General features: G+C 63.7%; 19 protein-coding genes. 14 read left to right on the top strand and 5 right to left on the bottom strand.

Annotated features, from left to right (window positions below; all coding sequences use genetic code 11):
- Positions 1 to 19 precede the first annotated feature (19 nt).
- The 9 genes from surE to KZO25_RS03545 all read left to right on the top strand — a co-directional run bounded on the left by surE (position 20) and on the right by KZO25_RS03545 (position 8930).
- Positions 20 to 766: a 5'/3'-nucleotidase SurE gene (gene surE / locus KZO25_RS03585; RefSeq protein ID WP_066451899.1), complete on the top strand. Its 747-nt coding sequence runs from the start codon at positions 20 to 22 to the stop codon at positions 764 to 766.
- Positions 753 to 1433, top strand: coding sequence for a protein-L-isoaspartate(D-aspartate) O-methyltransferase (locus KZO25_RS03580; protein WP_066445093.1), 681 nt, complete (start codon positions 753 to 755; stop codon positions 1431 to 1433). Before surE ends, KZO25_RS03580 begins: the two co-directional genes overlap by 14 nt.
- Complete coding sequence (locus KZO25_RS03575; protein ID WP_223135904.1) at positions 1430 to 2416, top strand: DUF368 domain-containing protein; 987 nt, start codon at positions 1430 to 1432, stop codon at positions 2414 to 2416. The genes KZO25_RS03580 and KZO25_RS03575 overlap by 4 nt, the downstream gene beginning before the upstream one ends.
- Positions 2409 to 3464: a peptidoglycan DD-metalloendopeptidase family protein gene (locus KZO25_RS03570; protein WP_223135903.1), complete on the top strand. Its 1056-nt coding sequence runs from the start codon at positions 2409 to 2411 to the stop codon at positions 3462 to 3464. The genes KZO25_RS03575 and KZO25_RS03570 overlap by 8 nt, the downstream gene beginning before the upstream one ends.
- A 147-nt stretch (positions 3465 to 3611) precedes the next feature.
- On the top strand, positions 3612 to 4586 hold the full coding sequence (gene rpoS, locus KZO25_RS03565) for an RNA polymerase sigma factor RpoS (protein ID WP_223136113.1): 975 nt from the start codon (positions 3612 to 3614) through the stop codon (positions 4584 to 4586).
- Positions 4587 to 4869: 283 nt separating this feature from the next.
- Positions 4870 to 6336 (top strand): TolC family outer membrane protein, encoded by a 1467-nt coding sequence (locus tag KZO25_RS03560; RefSeq protein ID WP_223135902.1) that lies wholly within the window; start codon positions 4870 to 4872, stop codon positions 6334 to 6336.
- Positions 6337 to 6500: 164 nt separating this feature from the next.
- Positions 6501 to 7622, top strand: coding sequence for an alanine racemase (gene alr / locus KZO25_RS03555; RefSeq protein ID WP_223135901.1), 1122 nt, complete (start codon positions 6501 to 6503; stop codon positions 7620 to 7622).
- 86 nt (positions 7623 to 7708) lie between these two features.
- Complete coding sequence (lpxL, locus tag KZO25_RS03550) at positions 7709 to 8623, top strand: LpxL/LpxP family Kdo(2)-lipid IV(A) lauroyl/palmitoleoyl acyltransferase (protein WP_223135900.1); 915 nt, start codon at positions 7709 to 7711, stop codon at positions 8621 to 8623.
- Positions 8624 to 8771: 148 nt separating this feature from the next.
- Positions 8772 to 8930: a DUF1328 domain-containing protein gene (locus tag KZO25_RS03545; RefSeq protein WP_043516624.1), complete on the top strand. Its 159-nt coding sequence runs from the start codon at positions 8772 to 8774 to the stop codon at positions 8928 to 8930.
- A gap of 78 nt (positions 8931 to 9008) precedes the next feature.
- Here the strand turns inward: KZO25_RS03545 and ettA are convergent, their stop codons facing one another.
- The 4 genes from ettA to KZO25_RS03525 all read right to left on the bottom strand — a co-directional run bounded on the left by ettA (position 9009) and on the right by KZO25_RS03525 (position 13036).
- Entirely contained in the window at positions 9009 to 10670 is a 1662-nt protein-coding gene (ettA, locus tag KZO25_RS03540) for an energy-dependent translational throttle protein EttA (protein ID WP_223135899.1), read from the bottom strand.
- 108 nt (positions 10671 to 10778) lie between these two features.
- Positions 10779 to 10988, bottom strand: a complete 210-nt coding sequence (locus tag KZO25_RS03535) for a PA3496 family putative envelope integrity protein (RefSeq protein ID WP_066445146.1) — start codon at positions 10986 to 10988, stop codon at positions 10779 to 10781.
- 190 nt (positions 10989 to 11178) lie between these two features.
- On the bottom strand, positions 11179 to 11613 hold the full coding sequence (locus KZO25_RS03530; protein WP_066445154.1) for a PAS domain S-box protein: 435 nt from the start codon (positions 11611 to 11613) through the stop codon (positions 11179 to 11181).
- 106 nt (positions 11614 to 11719) lie between these two features.
- A complete protein-coding gene (locus KZO25_RS03525; RefSeq protein WP_223135898.1) occupies positions 11720 to 13036 on the bottom strand; it encodes an MFS transporter in 1317 nt (438 codons plus the stop codon).
- A gap of 56 nt (positions 13037 to 13092) precedes the next feature.
- On the opposite strand from KZO25_RS03525, the gene KZO25_RS03520 reads away from it, so the two are divergent.
- A complete protein-coding gene (locus KZO25_RS03520) occupies positions 13093 to 13362 on the top strand; it encodes a SelT/SelW/SelH family protein (protein WP_066445161.1) in 270 nt (89 codons plus the stop codon).
- On the top strand, positions 13359 to 14261 hold the full coding sequence (locus KZO25_RS03515; RefSeq protein WP_316935429.1) for a DMT family transporter: 903 nt from the start codon (positions 13359 to 13361) through the stop codon (positions 14259 to 14261). The genes KZO25_RS03520 and KZO25_RS03515 overlap by 4 nt, the downstream gene beginning before the upstream one ends.
- Positions 14262 to 14286: 25 nt before the next feature.
- Here the strand turns inward: KZO25_RS03515 and KZO25_RS03510 are convergent, their stop codons facing one another.
- Positions 14287 to 14988 carry an arylesterase gene (locus KZO25_RS03510; protein WP_223135897.1) on the bottom strand — a complete coding sequence of 234 codons (702 nt, stop codon included), beginning with the start codon at positions 14986 to 14988 and terminating at the stop codon, positions 14287 to 14289.
- Between KZO25_RS03510 and KZO25_RS03505 the strand changes: the two genes are divergently transcribed.
- The 3 genes from KZO25_RS03505 (at position 14987) to KZO25_RS03495 (ending at position 19835) form a co-directional block, all read left to right on the top strand.
- Complete coding sequence (locus KZO25_RS03505) at positions 14987 to 15703, top strand: ABC transporter ATP-binding protein (protein ID WP_066445166.1); 717 nt, start codon at positions 14987 to 14989, stop codon at positions 15701 to 15703. The two genes, KZO25_RS03510 and KZO25_RS03505, sit on opposite strands and share 2 nt — an antisense overlap.
- Positions 15704 to 15750: 47 nt before the next feature.
- Positions 15751 to 18273, top strand: coding sequence for an ABC transporter permease (locus KZO25_RS03500; protein ID WP_223136111.1), 2523 nt, complete (start codon positions 15751 to 15753; stop codon positions 18271 to 18273).
- 146 nt (positions 18274 to 18419) lie between these two features.
- Positions 18420 to 19835 carry a hypothetical protein gene (locus KZO25_RS03495; RefSeq protein ID WP_262488830.1) on the top strand — a complete coding sequence of 472 codons (1416 nt, stop codon included), beginning with the start codon at positions 18420 to 18422 and terminating at the stop codon, positions 19833 to 19835.
- The last annotated feature ends 129 nt before the right edge of the window (positions 19836 to 19964 follow it).

Below are 19964 nucleotides of genomic sequence, written 5' to 3'. Positions count from 1 at the left end.
GGGAGAAGAGACCATACCGATGCGCAGACTCTTGCTATCCAACGACGACGGGGTACATGCCCCGGGACTGCGTGCCCTGTATGACGCGCTGGACGCACACGCCCGCCTGCGGGTGGTGGCGCCCGACCGCGACCGCAGCGGTGCCAGCAACTCCCTGACGTTGAACCGGCCGCTGTCGCTGACGGCGCTGGACAACGGCTTTCACTGCGTGGACGGGACGCCGGCAGACTGCGTTTATCTAGGCGTCAACGCCCTGTGGGACGAGAAGCCCGACCTGGTGATCGCGGGGATCAATCATGGTGGCAACCTGGGTGATGACGTGCTTTATTCCGGCACCGTGGCAGCGGCCATGGAGGGGCGCAACCTGGGCATGCCGGCCATCGCCATGTCGCTGGTGGGCTCTCGTCACTTCAATACCGCCGGCCGGGTGGCGGCGAGCCTGGTAGGGGCGGCGGACCAGCTGTCATTGCCGCCGCGCAGCCTGCTCAATGTCAATGTGCCGGACCTTCCCTGGGACGAAATTCAGGGTTTTCGCGTGACCCGAATGGGCTACCGCGGGCCCGCCGAGCGACCCATGGAAGTTCGCGACCCACGTGGGCGGCTGCGTTACTGGATTGCAGCCGTCGGCCGGAATGCCGATGATGGGCCGGATACCGACTTTGCCGCCGTCGAGGCGGGCTATGTGTCGATCACGCCGCTGCAGACCGATCTGACGCGTCATGCGGCCATCGAAGACGTGCAAGGCTGGCTGGATGCATTCACCTGAACAACTGCCCGAGCTGCTGCGCGGGGTGGGCATGACATCGCAGCGAACCCGAGACCGGATGGTCGCACGTCTGGCCGACCAGGGCATCGAGGACGAGCGGGTGCTCACGGCCATGGCCAGTGAGCCGCGCCACCTGTTTCTCGATGAGGCGCTGTCACACCGGGCCTACGAGGACACCTCGCTGCCCATCGGTCTGGGCCAGACGCTGTCCCAGCCATGGATGGTGGCGCGGATGACCGAGCTGGTGCTGAATGAGTCGCCCCGGCGCGTGCTGGAGATCGGTACCGGCTCCGGCTACCAAACGTTGATTCTTGCACGGCTGGTACCGGAACTCTGGTCCGTCGAACGAATCAATGCCTTGCATCACCGAGCGGCGGAGCGTCTACGTCTGCTCAAGGCATACAACGTTCGATTGCGGCTGGCGGACGGGGGGCACGGCTGGTCCGAAGCGGCGCCCTTCGATGTCATACTGCTGACCGCCTGTGCTCAGGAATTACCGGACGTGCTGGTGTCCCAACTCGCCGATGGCGGCGTCATGATTCTGCCGCTGGCCGATGCCGGGGGAGAGCAATGGCTGACCCGGGTTCGTCGCGTCGGCAACCGACAAGAAGTCAAGCGGCTCGAGAGAGTTCGTTTCGTGCCGCTGCTGCAAGGAGTGATTCGTTGAAGCGTCAACTCAGTGTGTTCCTCAAGGGCGCCGGCATGGGGGCCGCGGATGCGGTTCCCGGGGTATCCGGCGGCACCATTGCCTTCGTCACCGGCATCTACGAGGAGCTGATCCATACCATCAAGCAGTTTGGCCCCAGTGCCTTCACTGCCTGGCGTCGTGGCGGCCTTGCCCTCCTGGCCACCCACCTCAACCTGGCGTTTGCAATTCCGCTGCTGCTCGGTATTGGTGCCAGCCTGGTCACGGTGGCCCACCTGGTGGTGTGGCTGATGGAAGAGCACCCGCTGCTGCTCAATGGCTTCTTCTTCGGGCTGGTTGCCGCCTCGGCCATCGTGGTCAGCCGTCACCCCGCCGACTGGAAGCTGTGGCATCTGCTGCCGCTCGTCGTTGGACTGTTGCTGGCCCATGCGCTGCCTTCGCTGATGCCGGTCATCACCCTGCTGGGCAGCGAGGCATTGATGCTGATAGTGGGTGGCGCCATCGCCATCAGCGCTCTGCTGCTGCCCGGGGTCTCCGGCAGCTTCCTGCTCTTGACCATGGGGCTCTACGGCACGGTGATGGAAGGCATTCGCGGTTTCGACCTGGAGTTGCTGTCGATCTTCGCGGTCGGCTGCCTGATCGGCCTGTTCGGCTTTTCGCGCCTGCTGTCGTGGCTGCTGCACCACCATCGCACCGCCACGATGCAGCTGCTGATCGGTTTCATCGTCGGCTCGCTGCCGGTGCTTTGGCCCTGGCGTGAGCTGGTGCGCTACCAGCTCGGCCCGCAAGGCCAGATGATCCCCCTCGACTACCGCTACCTGACCCCCGGTGACTACGCCAACCTGACCGGGGACTCCGGGATGATGCTGCCGGTGCTGGCCACGATGCTGATCGGCGCCGTGCTGGTGCTGGCCCTGGCTGGCTACCATCGTGTGAGTGCCTCCGGGAAGGTGGCGGCCGGCCCTCAAACTTCGCCTGACAAGGAGGATGGCTCCAATGCGTAAGGTATTACTGGTATCCGCCGTCGCCCTGGCGATGACCGGCTGTGCCGCTCAGCAGGAGCACTCCGCTCCCCAGGTTCGCGATCTCTCCGTGAGCCGCGAGCGTGCTTCTGTCAGTCAATACACCGTGGAGGCTGGCGATACGCTCTACGGTATTGCCTGGCGACACGACATGGACTATCGCGATCTGGCGCGCCTCAACCAGATCAGCCCGCCCTACAGGATTGAGCCAGGCCAGCAGCTGCGGCTGGACGAGAGTGGAGCCGCGCGCCCTGCCAGCGAAGCACCCCGCGAGCAGCGCGATACGGAAGTTGCCACGGCCACTGGCCTGGGTGGTACTGTCGACGTTGGTGATAGCGACTGGCTGCTGCCTGATGACGAGGCCATCGAGCGCAGCCGGCGCCTGACTGCCGAGCCTTTGGAAAGCGGAGAGCCGAGCCCGAGCCAGGCGGCGGTGGAAAGCGCCGGCCAGATCGCCGCGGCACCACCGGCCGCCGAGCCCGAGCCTGAGCCGGAGCGTCAGCCCGAGCCCACACCCGAGCCGTCACAAGAGCCGGAAGTGGTCGAGGCGCCGGAACCCGAGCCAGCCCCAGCCGCCGAGCCGGATGCCGGAACCGAGGTGGCGGGTGCACCGGAACAACCGCCTGAGCGAGAAGGTCGAAGCTACACGCCGGTGCAAGAGGTCGACTGGCAATGGCCGGCCGATGGCGCCTTGATCGGGCGTTTCGGTGAAGGCGGAAGTATCACCGCAGGCATTGATATCGACGGGCAAAAGGGGCAACCTGTCAGAGCAGCTGGCCCAGGTATCGTGGTCTACGCGGGCAGCGGAGTGAGAGGCTATGGCAACCTCATTCTGCTCAAGCATAATGACCAATACCTCAGCGCCTACGCCCACAACGACAGCCTCAGGGTTCGCGAGAATGATGTGGTCGAGGCCGGTGAGGTCATCGCCACCATGGGTGATAGTGATGCGGAGAGCGTCAGGCTGCATTTTGAGGTGCGCAAGGATGGCCAGCCTCAGGACCCCCTGAACTATCTGCCGGAGCGGTAGACCGTCGCTTCGGGCCATCCGCCGGATAGTATGGCGGCGTCAGCGACGCCGCGTGATGACATAATAACAGCGCAACGCGTGCCGAAAGATGATGTCAGGTGTAGACCGGCACCTCAGGACGAAACCACGGGGTAGCAACCGATGAGCATGCTTGAACGGGACCTTCAGGACGTGAATCTAGAGGATGTCGCTGAAGCCGAGCAGGAGCTTGGCGCCAGTGAAGAGAGTGTAGTCAGGGAAGAGGAGGCGTTCGAAAAGGCGCTGAGCCGTGAGGATAAGCACTATCATCACAGCCTCGATGCCACTCAGATCTATCTCAACGAAATTGGTTTTTCCCCCCTGCTGACACCGGAAGAGGAGGTCTATTACGGCCGCCTTGCCCAGAAGGGCGACCCCGCCGGTCGATCGAGGATGATCGAGTCCAACCTTCGCCTGGTGGTCAAGATCGCCCGGCGCTACCTCAACCGAGGCCTGACCCTGCTCGACCTGATCGAGGAGGGGAACCTTGGGCTCATTCGCGCCGTTGAAAAATTCGATCCCGAGCGGGGCTTCCGTTTCTCCACTTATGCTACATGGTGGATTCGCCAGACCATCGAGCGGGCGCTGATGAACCAGACGCGCACCATTCGCCTGCCGATCCATGTGGTCAAGGAGCTCAATATCTACCTTCGGGCGGCCCGCGAGCTGACCCAGAAGCTCGACCACGAGGCCACCGCCGAGGAGATCGCCGAACACCTCGACAAGCCGGTTGAGGCGGTCAAGAAGATGATGGGGCTCAATGAGCGCGTTTCGTCAGTGGACTATCCGATGGGCGGCGAAAGCGACAAGCCGCTGATCGAGACCATTGCCGATGACAACGAGCAGGGTCCCGAGTCGTCCCTGGTGGACGTCGATGTCAAGCAGCATGTCGACGACTGGCTGGCGGAACTGACCGAAAAGCAGACAGAGGTGGTGATCCGCCGTTTCGGCCTGCGCGGGCATGAGGCCGCCACGCTGGAAGAGGTTGGGGACGAAATCGGCCTGACCCGTGAGCGGGTACGCCAGATACAGGTTGAAGCGCTCAAGAAGCTGCGTCGGGTACTGGAGAAGCAGGGCCTGTCCATGGACTCTATCTTCGAATAGCGCTTAGGAAAGACTGCACAAATGACTGTGCGAGTGCATCACTTCGTTGCGCGGTGCTCGGAATCCTCACATATAACCCATATGCTCCGGTTCCTGTGCTCCGTGCGCCTTGTGCTTCATCTCGCTCGTCGATTTGTTCAGCATTTCCCTTATGCTCCGGGATGGGCCGCTGGCCCGGCAGGCGGCCCGTTCCGGCCAGTTCGTATCATGGGTGCGCTACGGCGCATCGTCGTCGCGCCTTGCGGTTTTCCGGGCGCGTCTTGTCGTTAAGGGAACATCGACCATGTCTCGCCCAGCCTTATCACGTTGCTTTCGCAAGCGCTGGATTGCCACGTTTGTCACTCTTTCAATGGCCGGCAGTGCGCAAGGCGCCGACCTCTGGACCATTGCCCAGGATGCCCTTGAAAACGATGCCGAGCTCGCATCCGCTCGCGCCGGTTTTCTTGCAACCGAGGCCGCCCGGGACGTGCAGCGCGGCACTCTCTTGCCGCAGATATCGGTCGGGGGCAACGTCAGCCATTCACGTATCTATTCAAGCCCCACCCAAGGCCAGCAGGCCCCGCAGGGCCAGCCTGGCGGCGATGTGCCGGGTGAATCCGCCCCCCAGGATGACACCATCAATAGCGTCGGGGTAAGCCTGGACGCCGAGCAGGCGCTCTATGATCCAGCGCGACAGGCCCAGCTCGCTCGGGCCGAGCGGGAGATCGACCGCGATGCCGTGTCACTGGATGTTGCTCGACAGCAGTTGCTCTTCACGGTGGCTGATGCCTACTTCGAGATCCTGCGTGCCCACGATATCCTGAGCGCTCGTCGCGCGCAGGAGACAGCCATCAGTCGCCAACTGGAGCAGGCCCGTGAACGTTTCGAGGTGGGGCTGATCGCCATTACCGACGTGCATGAGGCCCAGGCCTCCTTCGACCTGGCGCGCGCTCAGCGCATCGCGGCAGAAAGCGCCATGCAGGTCAGCTTCGAGGCGCTGGAGCGGCTGACCGGGCACCGCTATGACAGCATTGATGCCCTGGACGACGATATCCCCATCGTGCCGCCCGAACCGGGGGATCGCGAGGACTGGGTCACGCTCGCCATGGACAACAGCCCCATGGTGCTGATGGCACAGGCGGGCATCGACGTGGCGAGGAGCCAGGTCGAGATCTCCCGGGCGGGGCAGCGTCCGGTAGTCTCCGCCTTCGCTACCTATGGCTGGTCGGACAGTGACCGTACCGGTACGAATTACAGCTCCGAGAGCCAGGTCGGACTCCGTGCCAGCGTACCGCTCTATACGGGCGGATCCACCGAGGCACAGATCCGCCAAAGCGGCTTTGCCCTGGAGGTGAGCCAGTACGATTTCGAGGCACAGCGCCGCGACACCATCCAGCAGGTACGTTCGCTGTTTACCCGCGTCAATAACGATGTGGAGACCGTCGAGGCGCGCCGCCAGGCGATCGTGTCCAACCAGAGCGCCCTTGAGGCGACGCGCACGGGTTACGAGGTGGGCACGCGGAATATCGTCGACGTGCTCAATGCCGAGCAGAGCCTGTTCAATGCCATCGCCGACCATGCCGAAGCCCGCTATGACTATGTGCTGGGTCTGCTGCAGCTACAGCTGCAGGCGGGGCTGCTCGGGGCGGACTCGATCCAGGCCGTCAATGCCTGGCTCTCCGATGAGGAGAGTGTCTCCCTGGAGCTGCCGGACGAAGCCAATGACAATCCGGTCATGAATATTGGCGAGCGTCCCCGGGCGCCTTCGTGAAGGCTGACTGGCATGATGGCTAATCAGCATTAAGATGAACTGATATTTTGTTGAATTTTAGAATTAACTATAAAGAACCACCGATAAATCGGTGGTTCTTTTCGTGATTATAGTAATGATATAGAGGATAATTCGGCGTCATTGCTTCTCGTGAGGAGGTTTTCATGGCAAGGCCCCTGGTCGCCGATATCGACCTTGACGCCCTGCGTCACAATTACTGCCTGGCTCGCGAGCTGGCACCCCACAGCCAGGCGCTGGCAGTGATCAAGGCCGACGCCTACGGCCATGGCAGCGTCGCCTGTGCAGCGGCGCTGGAGTCCCTGCCGGCCGGCGTCAGGCCGCCTGCCTTTGCGGTTGCCAGCATCGAGGAAGCCGAGGCCTTGAGAGAGGGCCATATCGAAGCGCCGATCGTACTGCTCGAGGGTATCTTCGAGGCCGGTGAGCTGGCCCGTGTCGAAGCGCTTGGCCTGTGGCTGGCGGTGCATAGTGAGTGGCAGGTCAAGGCCTTGCTGTTGCATCGCCCGGCCCGGCCGATCCCGGTGTGGCTCAAGGTCGATTCCGGCATGCATCGCCTGGGATTCACGCCAGAAGAGGCCATCGATGTCTGGAAGCGCCTCATCGATAGTCCAGAGTATGTCACCGCGGTGCAGCTGATGAGCCACTTTGCCACCGCCGACGCCGTCGATGACGGCTATTTTCGCCAGCAGCTCGCCTGCATGCGAGAGCTGGCGCAGCGTCTTGACGTGCCGCTCTGCCTGGCCAACTCGCCGGCGACCCTGGCCTGGCCCGAGGCGCATGGTGCCTGGGTGCGCCCAGGGGTGATGCTGTACGGCAGCGATCCCCTGGAGGTCGCCAGCGACGCGACGCGACGCCTGAAACCGGTCATGACGCTGCGCTCGGAGATCATTGCCATGCGCGACCTGAAGGCGGGCGAGGCAGTCGGCTATGCCGGCCGCTGGCAGGCGCCGCGGACATCGCGTATCGCGGTGGTGGCCTGCGGCTATGGTGACGGCTACGACCGCCACGCCGTGGATGGCACGCCGGTACTGGTGGCGGGGCAGCCTGCCGGCATAGCCGGCAAGGTGTCCATGGACATGCTTACCGTGGATGTGACCGACATCCCCGAGGCCGGTATCGGCACCGAGGTGGTGCTGTGGGGGCAGGCATCCAACGGCAGGGTGCTGTCGGTGGACTCGGTGGCGCGTCATTGCGACACCATCAGCTATACCCTGCTTACCGGCGTGCTTCCGAGGGTGCCGCGCCGCTATCTCGGTCTCGGCACATAAAGGGGCAATGACCGCGTTGGTGACGGCTCGCCTGCACGGCTTCAGCGGGCGCGGTATGATGCGGCTTTTGATCGAGTGGAGCTTGTATGTCCAAGCGTAACTGGCCCTCCTCCTTTGCCCACCCGCGCTTCTGGCCCGCCTGGCTGGCGATCGGCTTCATGTGGATGGGGGCCTGGCTGCCGTGGCGGCTGAAGCTGGCATTGGGCAAGGGTATCGGCCTCCTGGTCTGGCGCCTGGTCCCACGGCGCCGGCATATCGTTGATACCAACCTGCGCCTCTGTTTTCCTGAATGGAGCGATGAGCAGCGTCGTCAGCGTGTCCGCGAGACCTTCATCGCCAACGGAATAGGGATACTCGAGACGGCAACCGCCTGGTGTCGCGACCCCCGGCACTTGCGTCACCGGGTCACCTACAAGAACCGGCACCATCTTGCTGCCGCTCAGGCCCGTGGCAAGGGGGTGCTGGTGGTGGGCATTCACTTCTCTACCCTCGACCTTGGCGGGGCGCTACATTCGCTCTACTTCCCGGCCGATGTCGTCTATCGTCCCCACAACAATCCCTTGTTCGATCGCTTCATGACCGATGCACGCCGCGATATTTTCGGCGAAGCCATCGATCGCCGTGATCTGCGTGGCGTGGTACGTCGCATCAAGGCGGGACATATCGTCTGGTACTCTCCGGATCAGGACTTCGGCCGTGATGTCAGCGTGTTCGCGCCCTTTTTCGGAATCGAGACGGCATCGATTCGGTTGACTGCCAAGATCGCACGGATGACCGGCGCACCGGTCGTACCATTGATGTTCCATCGCAACCCCGATGACCGCACCTATACCATCGAGTGCCACCCCCCGCTGGAAGCCTTTCCCAGCGGCGACGAAGTGCAGGATGCAACCCAGGTTAACGCCTTTATCGAAGGCGCCATTCGCAAGCACCCCGAGCAGTATCTATGGCTGCACCGTCGCTTCAAGACCCGTCCTGTCGGGGAGCCGGGTTTCTATTGAGCATTTGAGGGATACGGAAAGCAGACATCTGTTACAAGGGATGACGGGCGGTAACTTGACGATTCCATCAGTTGACGCAAGGCTTAGGGATACACAAAGGGATTTTTTAGCGTTTTGCGCTAGGAATCAAAAGACCAAGGAGGTCACTATGCTCGGCAACGCAATGTTGTTCCTGATTATCGCCATTATCGCAGGTGTGCTTGGTTTTACCGGCATCGCCGGTGCAGCCACTACCATTGCCCAGATACTGTTCTTTCTGTTTCTGGTGTTGTTCATCGTCTCACTGATCACCGGTAGACGACCATGACGGGCGATAGCGAATCCCCATGAAACAAACGAGGCCTCGCCATTTGGCGAGGCCTCGTAGATTAGCTCAAGCGCACTATCACGCGTCGATACGCTTGTACTTCATGCGATGGGGCGTATCGTTGCCGACCCGCTTGCGGTGATCCAGCTCGTAGTCGGTGTAGTTGCCCTCGAAGAAGACGACCTGGGAGTCGCCCTCGAAGGCGAGTACGTGGGTAGCGATCCGATCGAGGAACCAGCGATCGTGGGAGATCACCAAGGCGCAGCCGGGGAAGGCGAGCAGGGCCTCTTCCAGGGCACGCAGGGTCTCGATATCCAGGTCGTTGGACGGTTCATCGAGCAGCAGCACGTTGGCCCCCTGCTTTAGGGTCTGGGCCAGCTGCAGGCGGCCGCGCTCCCCGCCGGAGAGGTCCTTGAGAAACTTTTGCTGGTCGTTGCCCTTGAAGTTGAAACGACCCACGTAGGCCCGCGAGGAGACCTGATAGCCGTTGATGTTGAGCATGTCCTGGCCGTCGGACACCGCTTCCCATACCGTCTGCTTGTCGTCCAACGCATCGCGTAGCTGTTCGACGTAGGCGATCTCGACGGTATCGCCGACGACGACTTCGCCGCCATCCGGCTGTTCCTTACCGTCGATGAGCTTGAACAGCGTCGACTTGCCGGCACCGTTGCCACCGACGATGCCCACGATGGCGCCCTTGGGAACGGTGAAGCTCAAGTCCTCGTAGAGGAGCTTGTCGTCGAAGCGCTTCGAGACGCCGTGGAATTCGATGACCTTGTCACCCAGGCGCGGCCCGGGCGGAATATAGATCTCGTTGGTCTCATTGCGTTTCTGGAAGTCGCCCGACTGCATCTCCTCGAAGCGATTGAGGCGTGCCTTGCTCTTGGCCTGGCGGCCCTTGGCGTTGCTACGCACCCACTCCAGCTCATGCCTGATCGCCTTCTGGCGCGAGGCTTCCTGCTTGGCTTCCTGCTCGAGACGCTTCTCCTTCGATTCCAGCCACTGGGAGTAGTTGCCCTCGAAGGGGATGCCCTGGCCACGGTCGAGCTCGAGAATCCAGCCGGCCACGTTGTCGAGGAAATAACGGTCGTGGGTGATGGCCACCACGGTGCCCGAATAGTCGTGCAGGAAGCGCTCCAGCCAGGCCACGGATTCCGCATCCAGGTGGTTGGTGGGCTCGTCGAGCAGCAGCATGTCGGGATTGGAGAGCAGCAGGCGGCACAGAGCTACGCGGCGGCGTTCGCCCCCGGAGAGATTGCCCACCCTGGCGTCCCAGGGCGGCAGGCGGAGCGCATCGGCGGCGACTTCCAGCTTGCGCTCAAGGTTGTGGGCATCGGCGGCCTCGATGATGTTCTCGAGCCGCGCCTGCTCGCTGGCCAGGGCGTCGAAATCGGCATCCGGCTCGGCGTAGGCGGCGTAAACGGCATCGAGCTTGGCCTGTGCGTCCTGGATCTCGCCCAGGGCTTCCTCCACGGTCTCGCGCACGCTCTTTTCGTCGTCGAGCTGCGGTTCCTGGGGCAGGTAGCCGATGTTGATGCCGGGCATGGGACGCGCTTCGCCTTCATGCTCCTTGTCGACGCCGGCCATGATACGCAGCAGCGTCGATTTACCGGACCCATTGAGGCCCAGCACACCGATCTTGGCGCCCGGGAAGAAGGAGAGCGAGATGTCCTTGAGAATCTGTTTCTTGGGGGGTACGACCTTGCCCACCCGATTCATGGTGTAGACGTATTGCGCCATGGAATTCCACTGGGTTGAGGGTTTCAGTGGCCACGATGATAGTGGCCAGGCAGGGTAAAGGCCAGCATTGCGCCGGCCTTTGCTGCGGGATGGTGGTCAGTCGTGGGGCTACTCGTCCTCTTCGTCGAGCAGCATCCAGTCGTCCTCGATGGCGCGTTGCAGACGACGATCCTCCAGCAGTGCCTCTACGCGGCGACGGGCGCGCAGGGTTTCGTGTCGGCTGGAAGCCCGAGGGCGGGAATAATCGTCATCGTTGACGGCATCGAGGAATTCCTGCTCATCCTCATGAGAATCGCTGATCAGGGGTTCTTGGCTCATGTGACATCCTCCATGGCCCGATGACGACCGAAGCGGCGGTCGAAACATCACAAGCATTCGCTTCGCGTCCGAAGCGACGGACCAGAAGCGCCATGGTGTCGATACGTCGGCACCTGACGGCTGTATATATCCCTCAGGCGTCCAGAGCAAGCCCTTATCGATCTTTTTTTGACCTGGCTCGGGCGTTGCCTCAGGTGAGGCCGTATTCGGCCTTCAGTCGTTCGAGCTCCATCTGGATCTCGACACGCTCGGTGACGTCCTTCTGTACGCCGATGTAGTAGGTGAGCTTGTCCTCTTCATCGTACAGGGGCGTTATCGACAACTCATTCCAGAACAGCGTGCCATCCTTGCGATAGTTGCGCAGTACCTCGCGACAGGGGCGTCCCTCCTGGAGGGCCTTGCGTATGTTATCAAGGCCAGGCTGGTCACGGTCCTCTTGCTGCAGAAAGCGGCAGTCTCGATAGAGAATCTCGTCTGCGCTGTAGCCGGTGAGTCGTTCGAAGCCCTTGTTGACGTAGATCAGAATATTCTCGTCGCCCTCCTGCTCGGCAACGACGATGCCGTCCACCGAAGCGTCGACAATGCGCTCAAGCAGTTCCGGGCTGATCATTGGGGATCGTTTCATACAAGGCATTCCTGTCTCGGGTCCTGGCTATCGGCTAGCCGACAACGGCTCATTTCGATGATATATCATGGCCAGCCCGGGGCGCGTTGACAATCTTTACCCGCGGTTACTGCTCGACATCCGGCAGCTTGCTCGCGCTGAGTGCTGCTGCAAATGCCATGGCGGCGAGAAATACCAGCAGCCAGGTAGTGCCCAGCCACTGGGCGAGAGCGCCCACCAGGCCTCCTGCCAGCAGCATCAGCGCGCCGGTGATGGTATTGGAAAGGGCCACATAGAGTGCGCGTCGCTCCTCCCCGGCCATGTCGACGATATAGGTCTTGCGCCCCAGGCGGACGCCGGCATGCACGATCACCAGCAACGCATAGACCATGGCATAGGGCCAGACCGTACTCGTCCAGGCGCCGGGCAGCCAGGCGAAGCTGGCGCCCAGCAGGCAGCAGGCCGCCGCGCCCAGGCCGGTGTCGCGCATCACCGTGCGGCTGGACGCATCGGAGCGCTTGCCCCAGACGGGGCTTGCCACCATGCCGGCAACGCCGGACACCACGATGAGGATCCCCAGCCCGCCAAGTTCGGTGCCGCTCTGCTGCTGGCCCAGCAGCGCCACATAGGGGAGGGCCAGGGCGCTGGCAAGGAGCAGTGCCCGGGAGAGATTGAAGTGCAGGAAGTTCCGGTCGTCGCGCAGCAGGCGTAGCCCCAGCTTGATGCTGTCCCAGGCGTTCTCGCCGCCCTCCACGGCCCCCGGCGTTTCCCGAATGCACGCCGCGCACAGGGCATTCAGCCCCCAGCCTAGCGCCGCCACGCCGAGCAGTACGGCCAGCGCCAGCTCGCCGGGGCGATCTTCGAACAGGATCAGCACCAGGCCCGCAACCAGGGTTGCGGCGCCGGCCACGCTGCCGCTCCAGCCCAGCAAAGTACCGCGACGGCCCTTGGCAATGGTCTTGCCCAGCACGTCCTTGGTAGCGATCGACGAGAGTCCCCTGGCCAGTGACAGCGCCACCAGCACAACCAGGACCAGGGCGCCGCCAATGGCACCGCTGCCGAACAGGGCGAGCAGTGCCAGTGCAGCGGCGGCCAGAGCCTGCAGCGCACCGCCGACCGCCCAGGCCCACTTGCGCTCCGGCTTGAGCCGAATGAAGCCCGCCACGAATAGCTGTGGCAACAGGGCACCTGATTCGCGGATCGGCACCAGCAGGCCCACCATCCACAGGGGGGCGCCGATGACACCGAGCAGCCAGGGCAGTACCAGGCGGGCGCTGGAGAGCTCGTCGGCCAGCTTGTTGCCCAGGGATGCGAACAGGTGCAGGAAGAAGTTGTGCGGCTGTTCGTCACATGCCTCGTCGGGAATGTCACGACACATCCGGCTGTCCTCGTCACCGGTCAACCATTCGTAGAGGCGGGACTGACTGATCTCGCGTTCAGCCATGCGGGCTCCTCGGCTGTTATCATCGGAGCCATCATTGTTGCGACAGGGAGGCCGACATGTCACGTATTCGCATCCACTACTGCACCCAGTGTCAGTGGCTGCTGCGCAGCGCCTGGCTGGCCCAGGAGCTGCTTTCCACCTTCGGTGAGGACCTCGATGAGGTAGCGCTGGTGCCGTCCCACGGCGGCTATTTCGAGATATTCTTCGACGATGATTCGCTGTGGGAACGCAAGCGAGACGGCGGCTTCCCCGACAGCAAGCAGCTCAAGCAGCGGGTCCGGGACAGGCTTGATCCGGGGCGCGATCTTGGGCATGTCGACCGGTGAGGGCAGCCGAACCGGATCGCGACCGCCAGGCGATACTGTTTGGTCTTGGCGCCGTGGCGCTATGGTCCACGGTGGCCACGGCGTTCAAGATTGCACTTGCATACATGTCGCCACTGGAGCTGATCTGGCTTGCTTCGCTGGTTTCCTGGGCGCTGATCGGCGTGCTGATGGTGCGCCAGGGCCAGGTGGGCCAGGCACTGTCGCAGGGGTGGCGCACGGCCGCCTGGGCCGGGTTGATGAACCCGGTGGCCTACTACCTCCTGCTATTCGGCGCCTACGACCGGCTGCCGGGCCAGGAGGCCATGGCGCTCAACTATACCTGGGCGCTGGCCATGGCCTTCCTGGCGGTGCCGATTCTAGGCCAGCGCCTGACCCGGATCGACATCCTTGCCGGATTGATCGCCTACGCCGGTGTCTGGGTCATCGCGACGCGGGGGGCGGTCTTCGACGTGGCCTTCGCCGATCCCCTCGGGGTGGGCATGGCCCTGGCCTCGACGCTGCTCTGGGCGCTCTACTGGTTGCTCAATGCCCGCGATCATCGCCCGCCGCTGGTCGCCCAATGGCAGAACTTTACCGTTGCGCTGCCCGTACTCACCCTGCTGATGCTGCTCGGTCCCGGCTTCTCCTGGCTCGGCTGGAAGGGGCTTGCCGCGGGCATCTATGTGGGGCTGTTCGAGATGGGCGTCGCCTTTGTGCTGTGGCAGCTGGCGGTACATCGGGTGTCGCGTACCGCCAGGGTGTCAAACCTGATCTTCCTGTCGCCGCCGGTATCGCTGCTGCTGCTGTTCCTGGTGGTCGGCGAGCCGATCCTGCCCTCCACCCTGGTGGGGCTGGTGCTGATTCTCGGTGGGCTGAGGCTCCAGCAGTGGCAGAAGAGTCCGGTGCCGGCGACGTCGTGACAGGCTGCTTGTGCATAGGGTCAGGTCAGCCGTCGGACAAGGGGGCAGCTACGCCGTTGCGCTCCAGCAGCGGTAGCAGCTCGGGCCAGACGTTGTCGAGGATGATGGGCTGAGCAGTGTTTGTCGGATGAATACCGTCGGACTGCATCATGCCCTCTTCCAGTGCCACTCCTTCGAGCAGGAAAGGCAGCAGGGCCAGCTCGTAGGACTCGGCGAGCTGGAAGAAGACCCCGGTAAAGGCGTCGCGGTAGGACTGGCCGTAGTTCGGGGGAATATCGATTCCAAGTAGCAGCACCTCGGCGCCGGCCTGGCGGCTTGCCTCGATCATGGCGGCGAGGTTGGCCTCCAACTGGTTGGGTGGCAGGCCGCGCAGGCCGTCGTTGCCGCCCAGCCCGAGCAGAACAATGTGGGGTTCATGCTGTCCGAGTAGGTCGGGAAGTCGGCTCGCGCCGCCGCTGCTCGTCTCACCGCTGATGCTGGCATTGACCACTTCCGCCTTTCCGTCGAGACGCGCTTCCAGCAAACTGACCCAGCCTTCATCCTGCTCGATGCCGTATGCGGCGCTGAGGCTGTCGCCCATGACCAGCAGCGTCGGGGTGCCGGCGGCCAGCGCCGCCGGTGAGGCAGCGAGTGCCATCAGGCCCAACAAGCAGACGCCAAGGCAGTGGCGCCAACGCCGGCTCAGGTGATCGGAAATAGACAGCAGCACAGGGATACCTCTAGTCATGTCAGACTCCTCGAGAACCAGCTCTTCCACGATTCTACACGCCCGCGGCCTGGGCAAGCAGGTCACCAGCGGTGAACGCCCGCTGACCATTCTGAGTGCCCTTGACCTCGAAGTGTTCCCTGGAGAGACGTTGGCGATCCTCGGAGCCAGTGGTGCCGGCAAGTCGACCTTGCTCGGCCTCCTGGCCGGGCTCGACCAGCCCACCAGTGGCGAACTGACGCTATTCGGCGAGGCGCTGGCGAGCCTCGATGAAGATGGACGCGCCGGCCTGCGTGCCGGTCGGGTCGGCTTCGTGTTCCAGAATTTCCAGCTGCTGCCGACGCTAACGGCCTTGGAAAACGTGCTGCTGCCGCTGGAATTGGCGCCGCTTACCAATAGTGAGCAGCGCGGCCGCGACTGGTTGGCTCGGGTCGGCCTCGGCGAGCGGCTCGACCACCTGCCCAAGCAGCTCTCCGGTGGTGAGCAGCAGCGCGTTGCCCTGGCCAGGGCCTTCGTCACCGAACCGCAGCTGGTCTTCGCCGACGAGCCCACCGGCAACCTCGACCATGCCACGGGCGGTCGCATCATCGACCTGCTGTTTGCCCTGAACCGCGAGGCGGGCACCACCCTGGTGCTGGTGACCCACGACTATGCCCTGGCGAGACGCTGCGATCGCTGCCTTCAGCTGGAAGAGGGGCGGCTCATGCCACTGGAGCTGGATGAGGTGGGGGCATGAGCGACGCCGTCGGTACTGTTCCTGAACCTGCCGAGGCGCGCCGGGGGATGGGAGCCCTGGCCCTGTCGCTGCGTGGCATGCGCCGCGACCTGCGCGCCGCCGACGTGCGTGCATTGTTCGTGGCGCTGGCCCTGGCGGTGGCCGCCTCGACCATGATCGGCTTCTTTCTCGACCGTCTGGAGCGCGGCCTCGAACGCCAGGCCGGGCAGATGCTGGGCGGTGACCTCGTGCTCGAGCAGGCACGGCCGTTCGAGGATACCCTGCGACAGACGCTGCAAGAGGCCGGACTGACCCTGAGCGAGCAGGTCGGCATGGTATCCATGGCCAGCCACGAAGACGCCTTCCAGCCGGCCAGCCTCAAGGTCATCGACGACAATTACCCCCTCTACGGCGAGGTCCATGTCGACCGCGGGGCGGGTGTCGAGCGGCTTGCACGCGGTCCTGCGCCGGGAGAGGCCTGGCTGTCGCCACGCCTGGCGCAGCTGCTGGAGGTCGACCTCGGCGATCGGGTGCAGGTTGGTCGGACGCGTCTCGAGGTTACCGCCCTGGTCGAGCGCGAGCCGGACCAGTCCGGGGGCTTTGCCAATTTCAATCCGCGCCTGATGATGCATCAGGCCGATGTCGAGGCGAGCGACCTGGTGCAACCCGGCTCCCGCATCGAGTTCTCGCTGCTGGCCCGGGGGGCGCCGAGTGAGGTCGATGCGGTGCTGCCACGCTTGCGGGGGCTGACCGCCGATGGCGTCGAAGTGCGTGACGTCCGGCGCGATCGTCCCCAACTGGGTAATGCGCTGTCGCGGGCGGAACAGTACCTGAGCCTGGCCGGACTCGCCGCGGTGCTGCTGGCCGGTGTGGCGGTGGCCATGGCCACGCGGCGCTACGTGGAGCGCCATCTTGATACTGCGGCGCTGCTGCGCTGCTTCGGTGCCACCCAGCGTCAGCTGACCCAGCTGTTTGCCCTGCAGCTACTGTGGCTCGCTCTGGCTGCCTCCATGGTAGGGGCGCTGCTGGGCTTGATCGGCCAGGCCGGGTTGCTGTGGCTGCTCACCGCCTTCCTGCCCATGGAGCTGCCGCCCCCCGGCCCGCTGCCGCTGCTGCTGGGCATATTGACGGCGCTGGCGGTGCTGGTCGGCTTCGCCGGGCCGACGCTGCTGCGCCTCAAGCGTGTCAGTGCGCTCAAGGTGCTGCGTCGCGAACTCGATCCGCTGCCCGCCTCGGCGTGGCTGGTGGTAGGAGTGGCCAGCCTGGTGTTCGGCGGCTTGCTCTGGCTCTATTCCGGCGACCCGCAGCTGGCCTTCGGCCTGCTGGTGGGCGGCCTGGTGATGTTGGTGCTGCTGTGGGGGCTGGGTTGGCTGCTGCTGTCACTGGTGCTGCGCCTGGTGGCACGGATGCCGTCTGCCGGTGGTGGCAAGCGTCAGGCGCTGCGCCTGGGGGCGCGCCAGCTGGCACGCCGCCGCAGCGCCAGCCTCGGTCAGTTGCTGGCCTTCTCGGTGACCTTTGCCGCCATGGCGATGATTGCCCTGGTGCGCGGCGACCTGTTGAGTACCTGGCAGGACCAGTTGCCTGAGGACACACCCAACTACTTCGCCATCAATATCCAGCCCGGTGAGCGCGACGCCTTCATCGATACCCTGGACGATGCCGTGGATGAGCGCACCACCCTCTATCCGATGGTGCGCGGACGCATCACGGCGATCAACGACCAGGCTCCGCGCGATGCAGTGCCGGCCGATGCCCGCGGCGACGGTTCGCTGCGCCGTGAGCTCAATCTCACCTGGCGCGAGACGCTGCCGGTGGGCAATCGCCTGGTGGCCGGCCAGTGGTTCGACCGGTCACCCACGCTTGCCGAAGGCCGGGTACCAATCTCGATAGAAGATGGCCTGGCCGAGCGGCTGGGGCTGGGGCTGGGTGATGCCATGACCTTTACCATCGGTGGAGAGGAGATCGTCGGCGAGATCACCAGCCTGCGCGATCTGGACTGGGACAGCTTCCGCCCCAACTTCTTCGTCATCTTCCCGCCGGATGTGCTGGAGGGTTTCGGTCACAGCTATATCACCGCCTTCCACCTCGACCGTGAGCGCGACGACATCAGCAGGGCGCTGGTTCGCGAGTTCCCGGGTGTCTCGCTGCTCAACGTCGAGGCGATCCTCGGCCAGGTCCGAGAGCTGCTGACCCAGGTGACCCGTGCGGTGGAGTTCGTGCTCGGCTTCGTACTCCTGGCCGGTATCAGCGTGCTCTATGCTGCCCTTACCGCCAGCCGTCCGACCCGTGCCCACGAGAGCGGGTTGCTGCGCGTATTCGGTGCCGGTGACCGCCTGATCTCGCGAGTGCAGGGGGCCGAGTTCGCGATTCTCGGCTTCGCCAGCGGGCTGATGGGGGCGCTGCTTGCCGAGCTGGCCGCGGCGGGAATCTATCTTGCCTGGTTCGACCTGGCGCCGCGTATCCACTGGGGGCTATGGCTGATACTTCCGCTGGGTGGTGCGCTGGTCATCGGCGTGATCGGTCATGCACTGTCGCGCAGCGTGCGTCGGCAGACGCCAATGGAGAGCCTTGGCCTGCTTGGTGAAGCGTGAATGAATGCGTCGTGTGCCGGACTCCGCGTTGACCTGACATTGACTGGCTCCGTTGGCGAGGGAAGCCGAGGGGCACTTTTCTGGTTACACTATGTAAAGGCGGCCGTACGGCGCGCTATTATTCTTTCACAGAGGAGGTGACGTCGATGAATGCACCACGTCCAGGTGCTTCGCGCCTTGGTTCCGCCCTGGCTTTCGCCACGCTGACGGGAGTGTCCGGCGCGGCATTTGCCGACGCAGAACGGCTCGAGACCGAGCTTCGCTCCCTGTTCGGGGGCTACGGCAACGTCGAGATCGGCGATGTCTCCAGTGCCATGCTGCGTTCCCGTGTCACAGCCAAGGACTTTGTCTTCGAGTCCGAGGAGGGTGAGCGGCTACTCATCGACAGCTATGAGGTCAGCGGTGACTATGACAGTCCCGATGAGGTCACCCTGAAAGGGGTGCGCATCGAGGACAGCCTGACCGAGCTGATGCTGATGAGTGCGGAGCGTATCGTGCTCGGCAAGCCCTCGCGAGCGGTCTTCCCCCTGGACGACAGCCTGGCGCCAGACGAGGTCCGCATTGGCAGCCTGGCGATCGATGGCATCGTGATCGACCTTGCCTCTGAGATTGCCGAGGACATGTTCTATGGTACCCCTTTCACCAGCAGCCAGGGCCGCATGACCATTGAACAGGTTCGCGGACAGTCGCTGGCCCATGACGGCATCGGCATGCTGGAGCTCACGGGAGTGGCAGGCTCGGGGGAAGACCTTGATGAGTTCGGTTCCGGCTCCTTTACGCTCGCCTCCCTGCGCTTCGAAGGATTGACCGGGCTGGATGTGGACGGTGAGGAGCAGCTGGACTCACTGATCCTGCGCGACCTCGCGATCGAGTCTGACCAACTGGTCGGCAGCTTGGAGCTGCTGGATGTCGATGGCGACTTTTCTGACGGCCAGGGCGGGGTGCGCATCGAAGGCTTTCATATGGACCTGGCTCGCATGATCGAAATGGCCCCGGAAGACGAGCGGACCCAACTGCGCATGGCCAGTAACGTACTGACCGACGGGACCGGTGAGCTGCGCCTTGACGCCGCCTTCCTGGGAAGCTGGAAGGAGGGGAGCGAGCACAGTGTCCTGGTCAGCGACAGTCGTATCGAGCTTCACGACGCACTACGCCTGATACTCGATATCAATCTGCCCGTCGTGTTGCCGGGTGGGATGGAACCCGCGGATGTCTTTGCCGATGCCGGCTCGCTGCAAGCCGCGACACTGCTGGGGGGGGACATCCGTCTATCGCTCGCCAATCAAGGGCTCTTCGGTCGCCTGGCCACACTGGGTGCAGCGATGGAGGGTGTTACCGAAGCGCAGTATGTCGAGCAGGCGCGAACCCAGGCCCAGGGTTTCGGCATGATGTTCGGCCCTCAGGTTCAGTCGGTTCTGATGGGGCTGGTGGAGCTTCTGGAAGGGGCAGCCGAGGAGCTGGATATCAGTATTACCCTGCCCTCGGAAAGCAACATGGCCACCTACATGGCTGACCCGCTGGGGCTGCCGGATAAGCTTTCGATGAAGGTGGAAACACGTTGAAGCTGCAGCAGGGCTAAAGCCTGCATGAGAAATGGTGGTGCTGCCCATGACGGCCTTTCATGTGAAAGCCGTCATGGGCTGGGGTATCATGGCGCATCCTGATTCTTCCCGTGATGCGAGGTTCCCCGC

Origin of the sequence: Halomonas sp. ANAO-440 (genome assembly GCF_019915905.1) — a bacterium.
GTDB lineage: Bacteria > Pseudomonadota > Gammaproteobacteria > Pseudomonadales > Halomonadaceae > Halomonas > Halomonas chromatireducens.
This window is presented reverse-complemented; position numbering and strand designations above follow the sequence as displayed.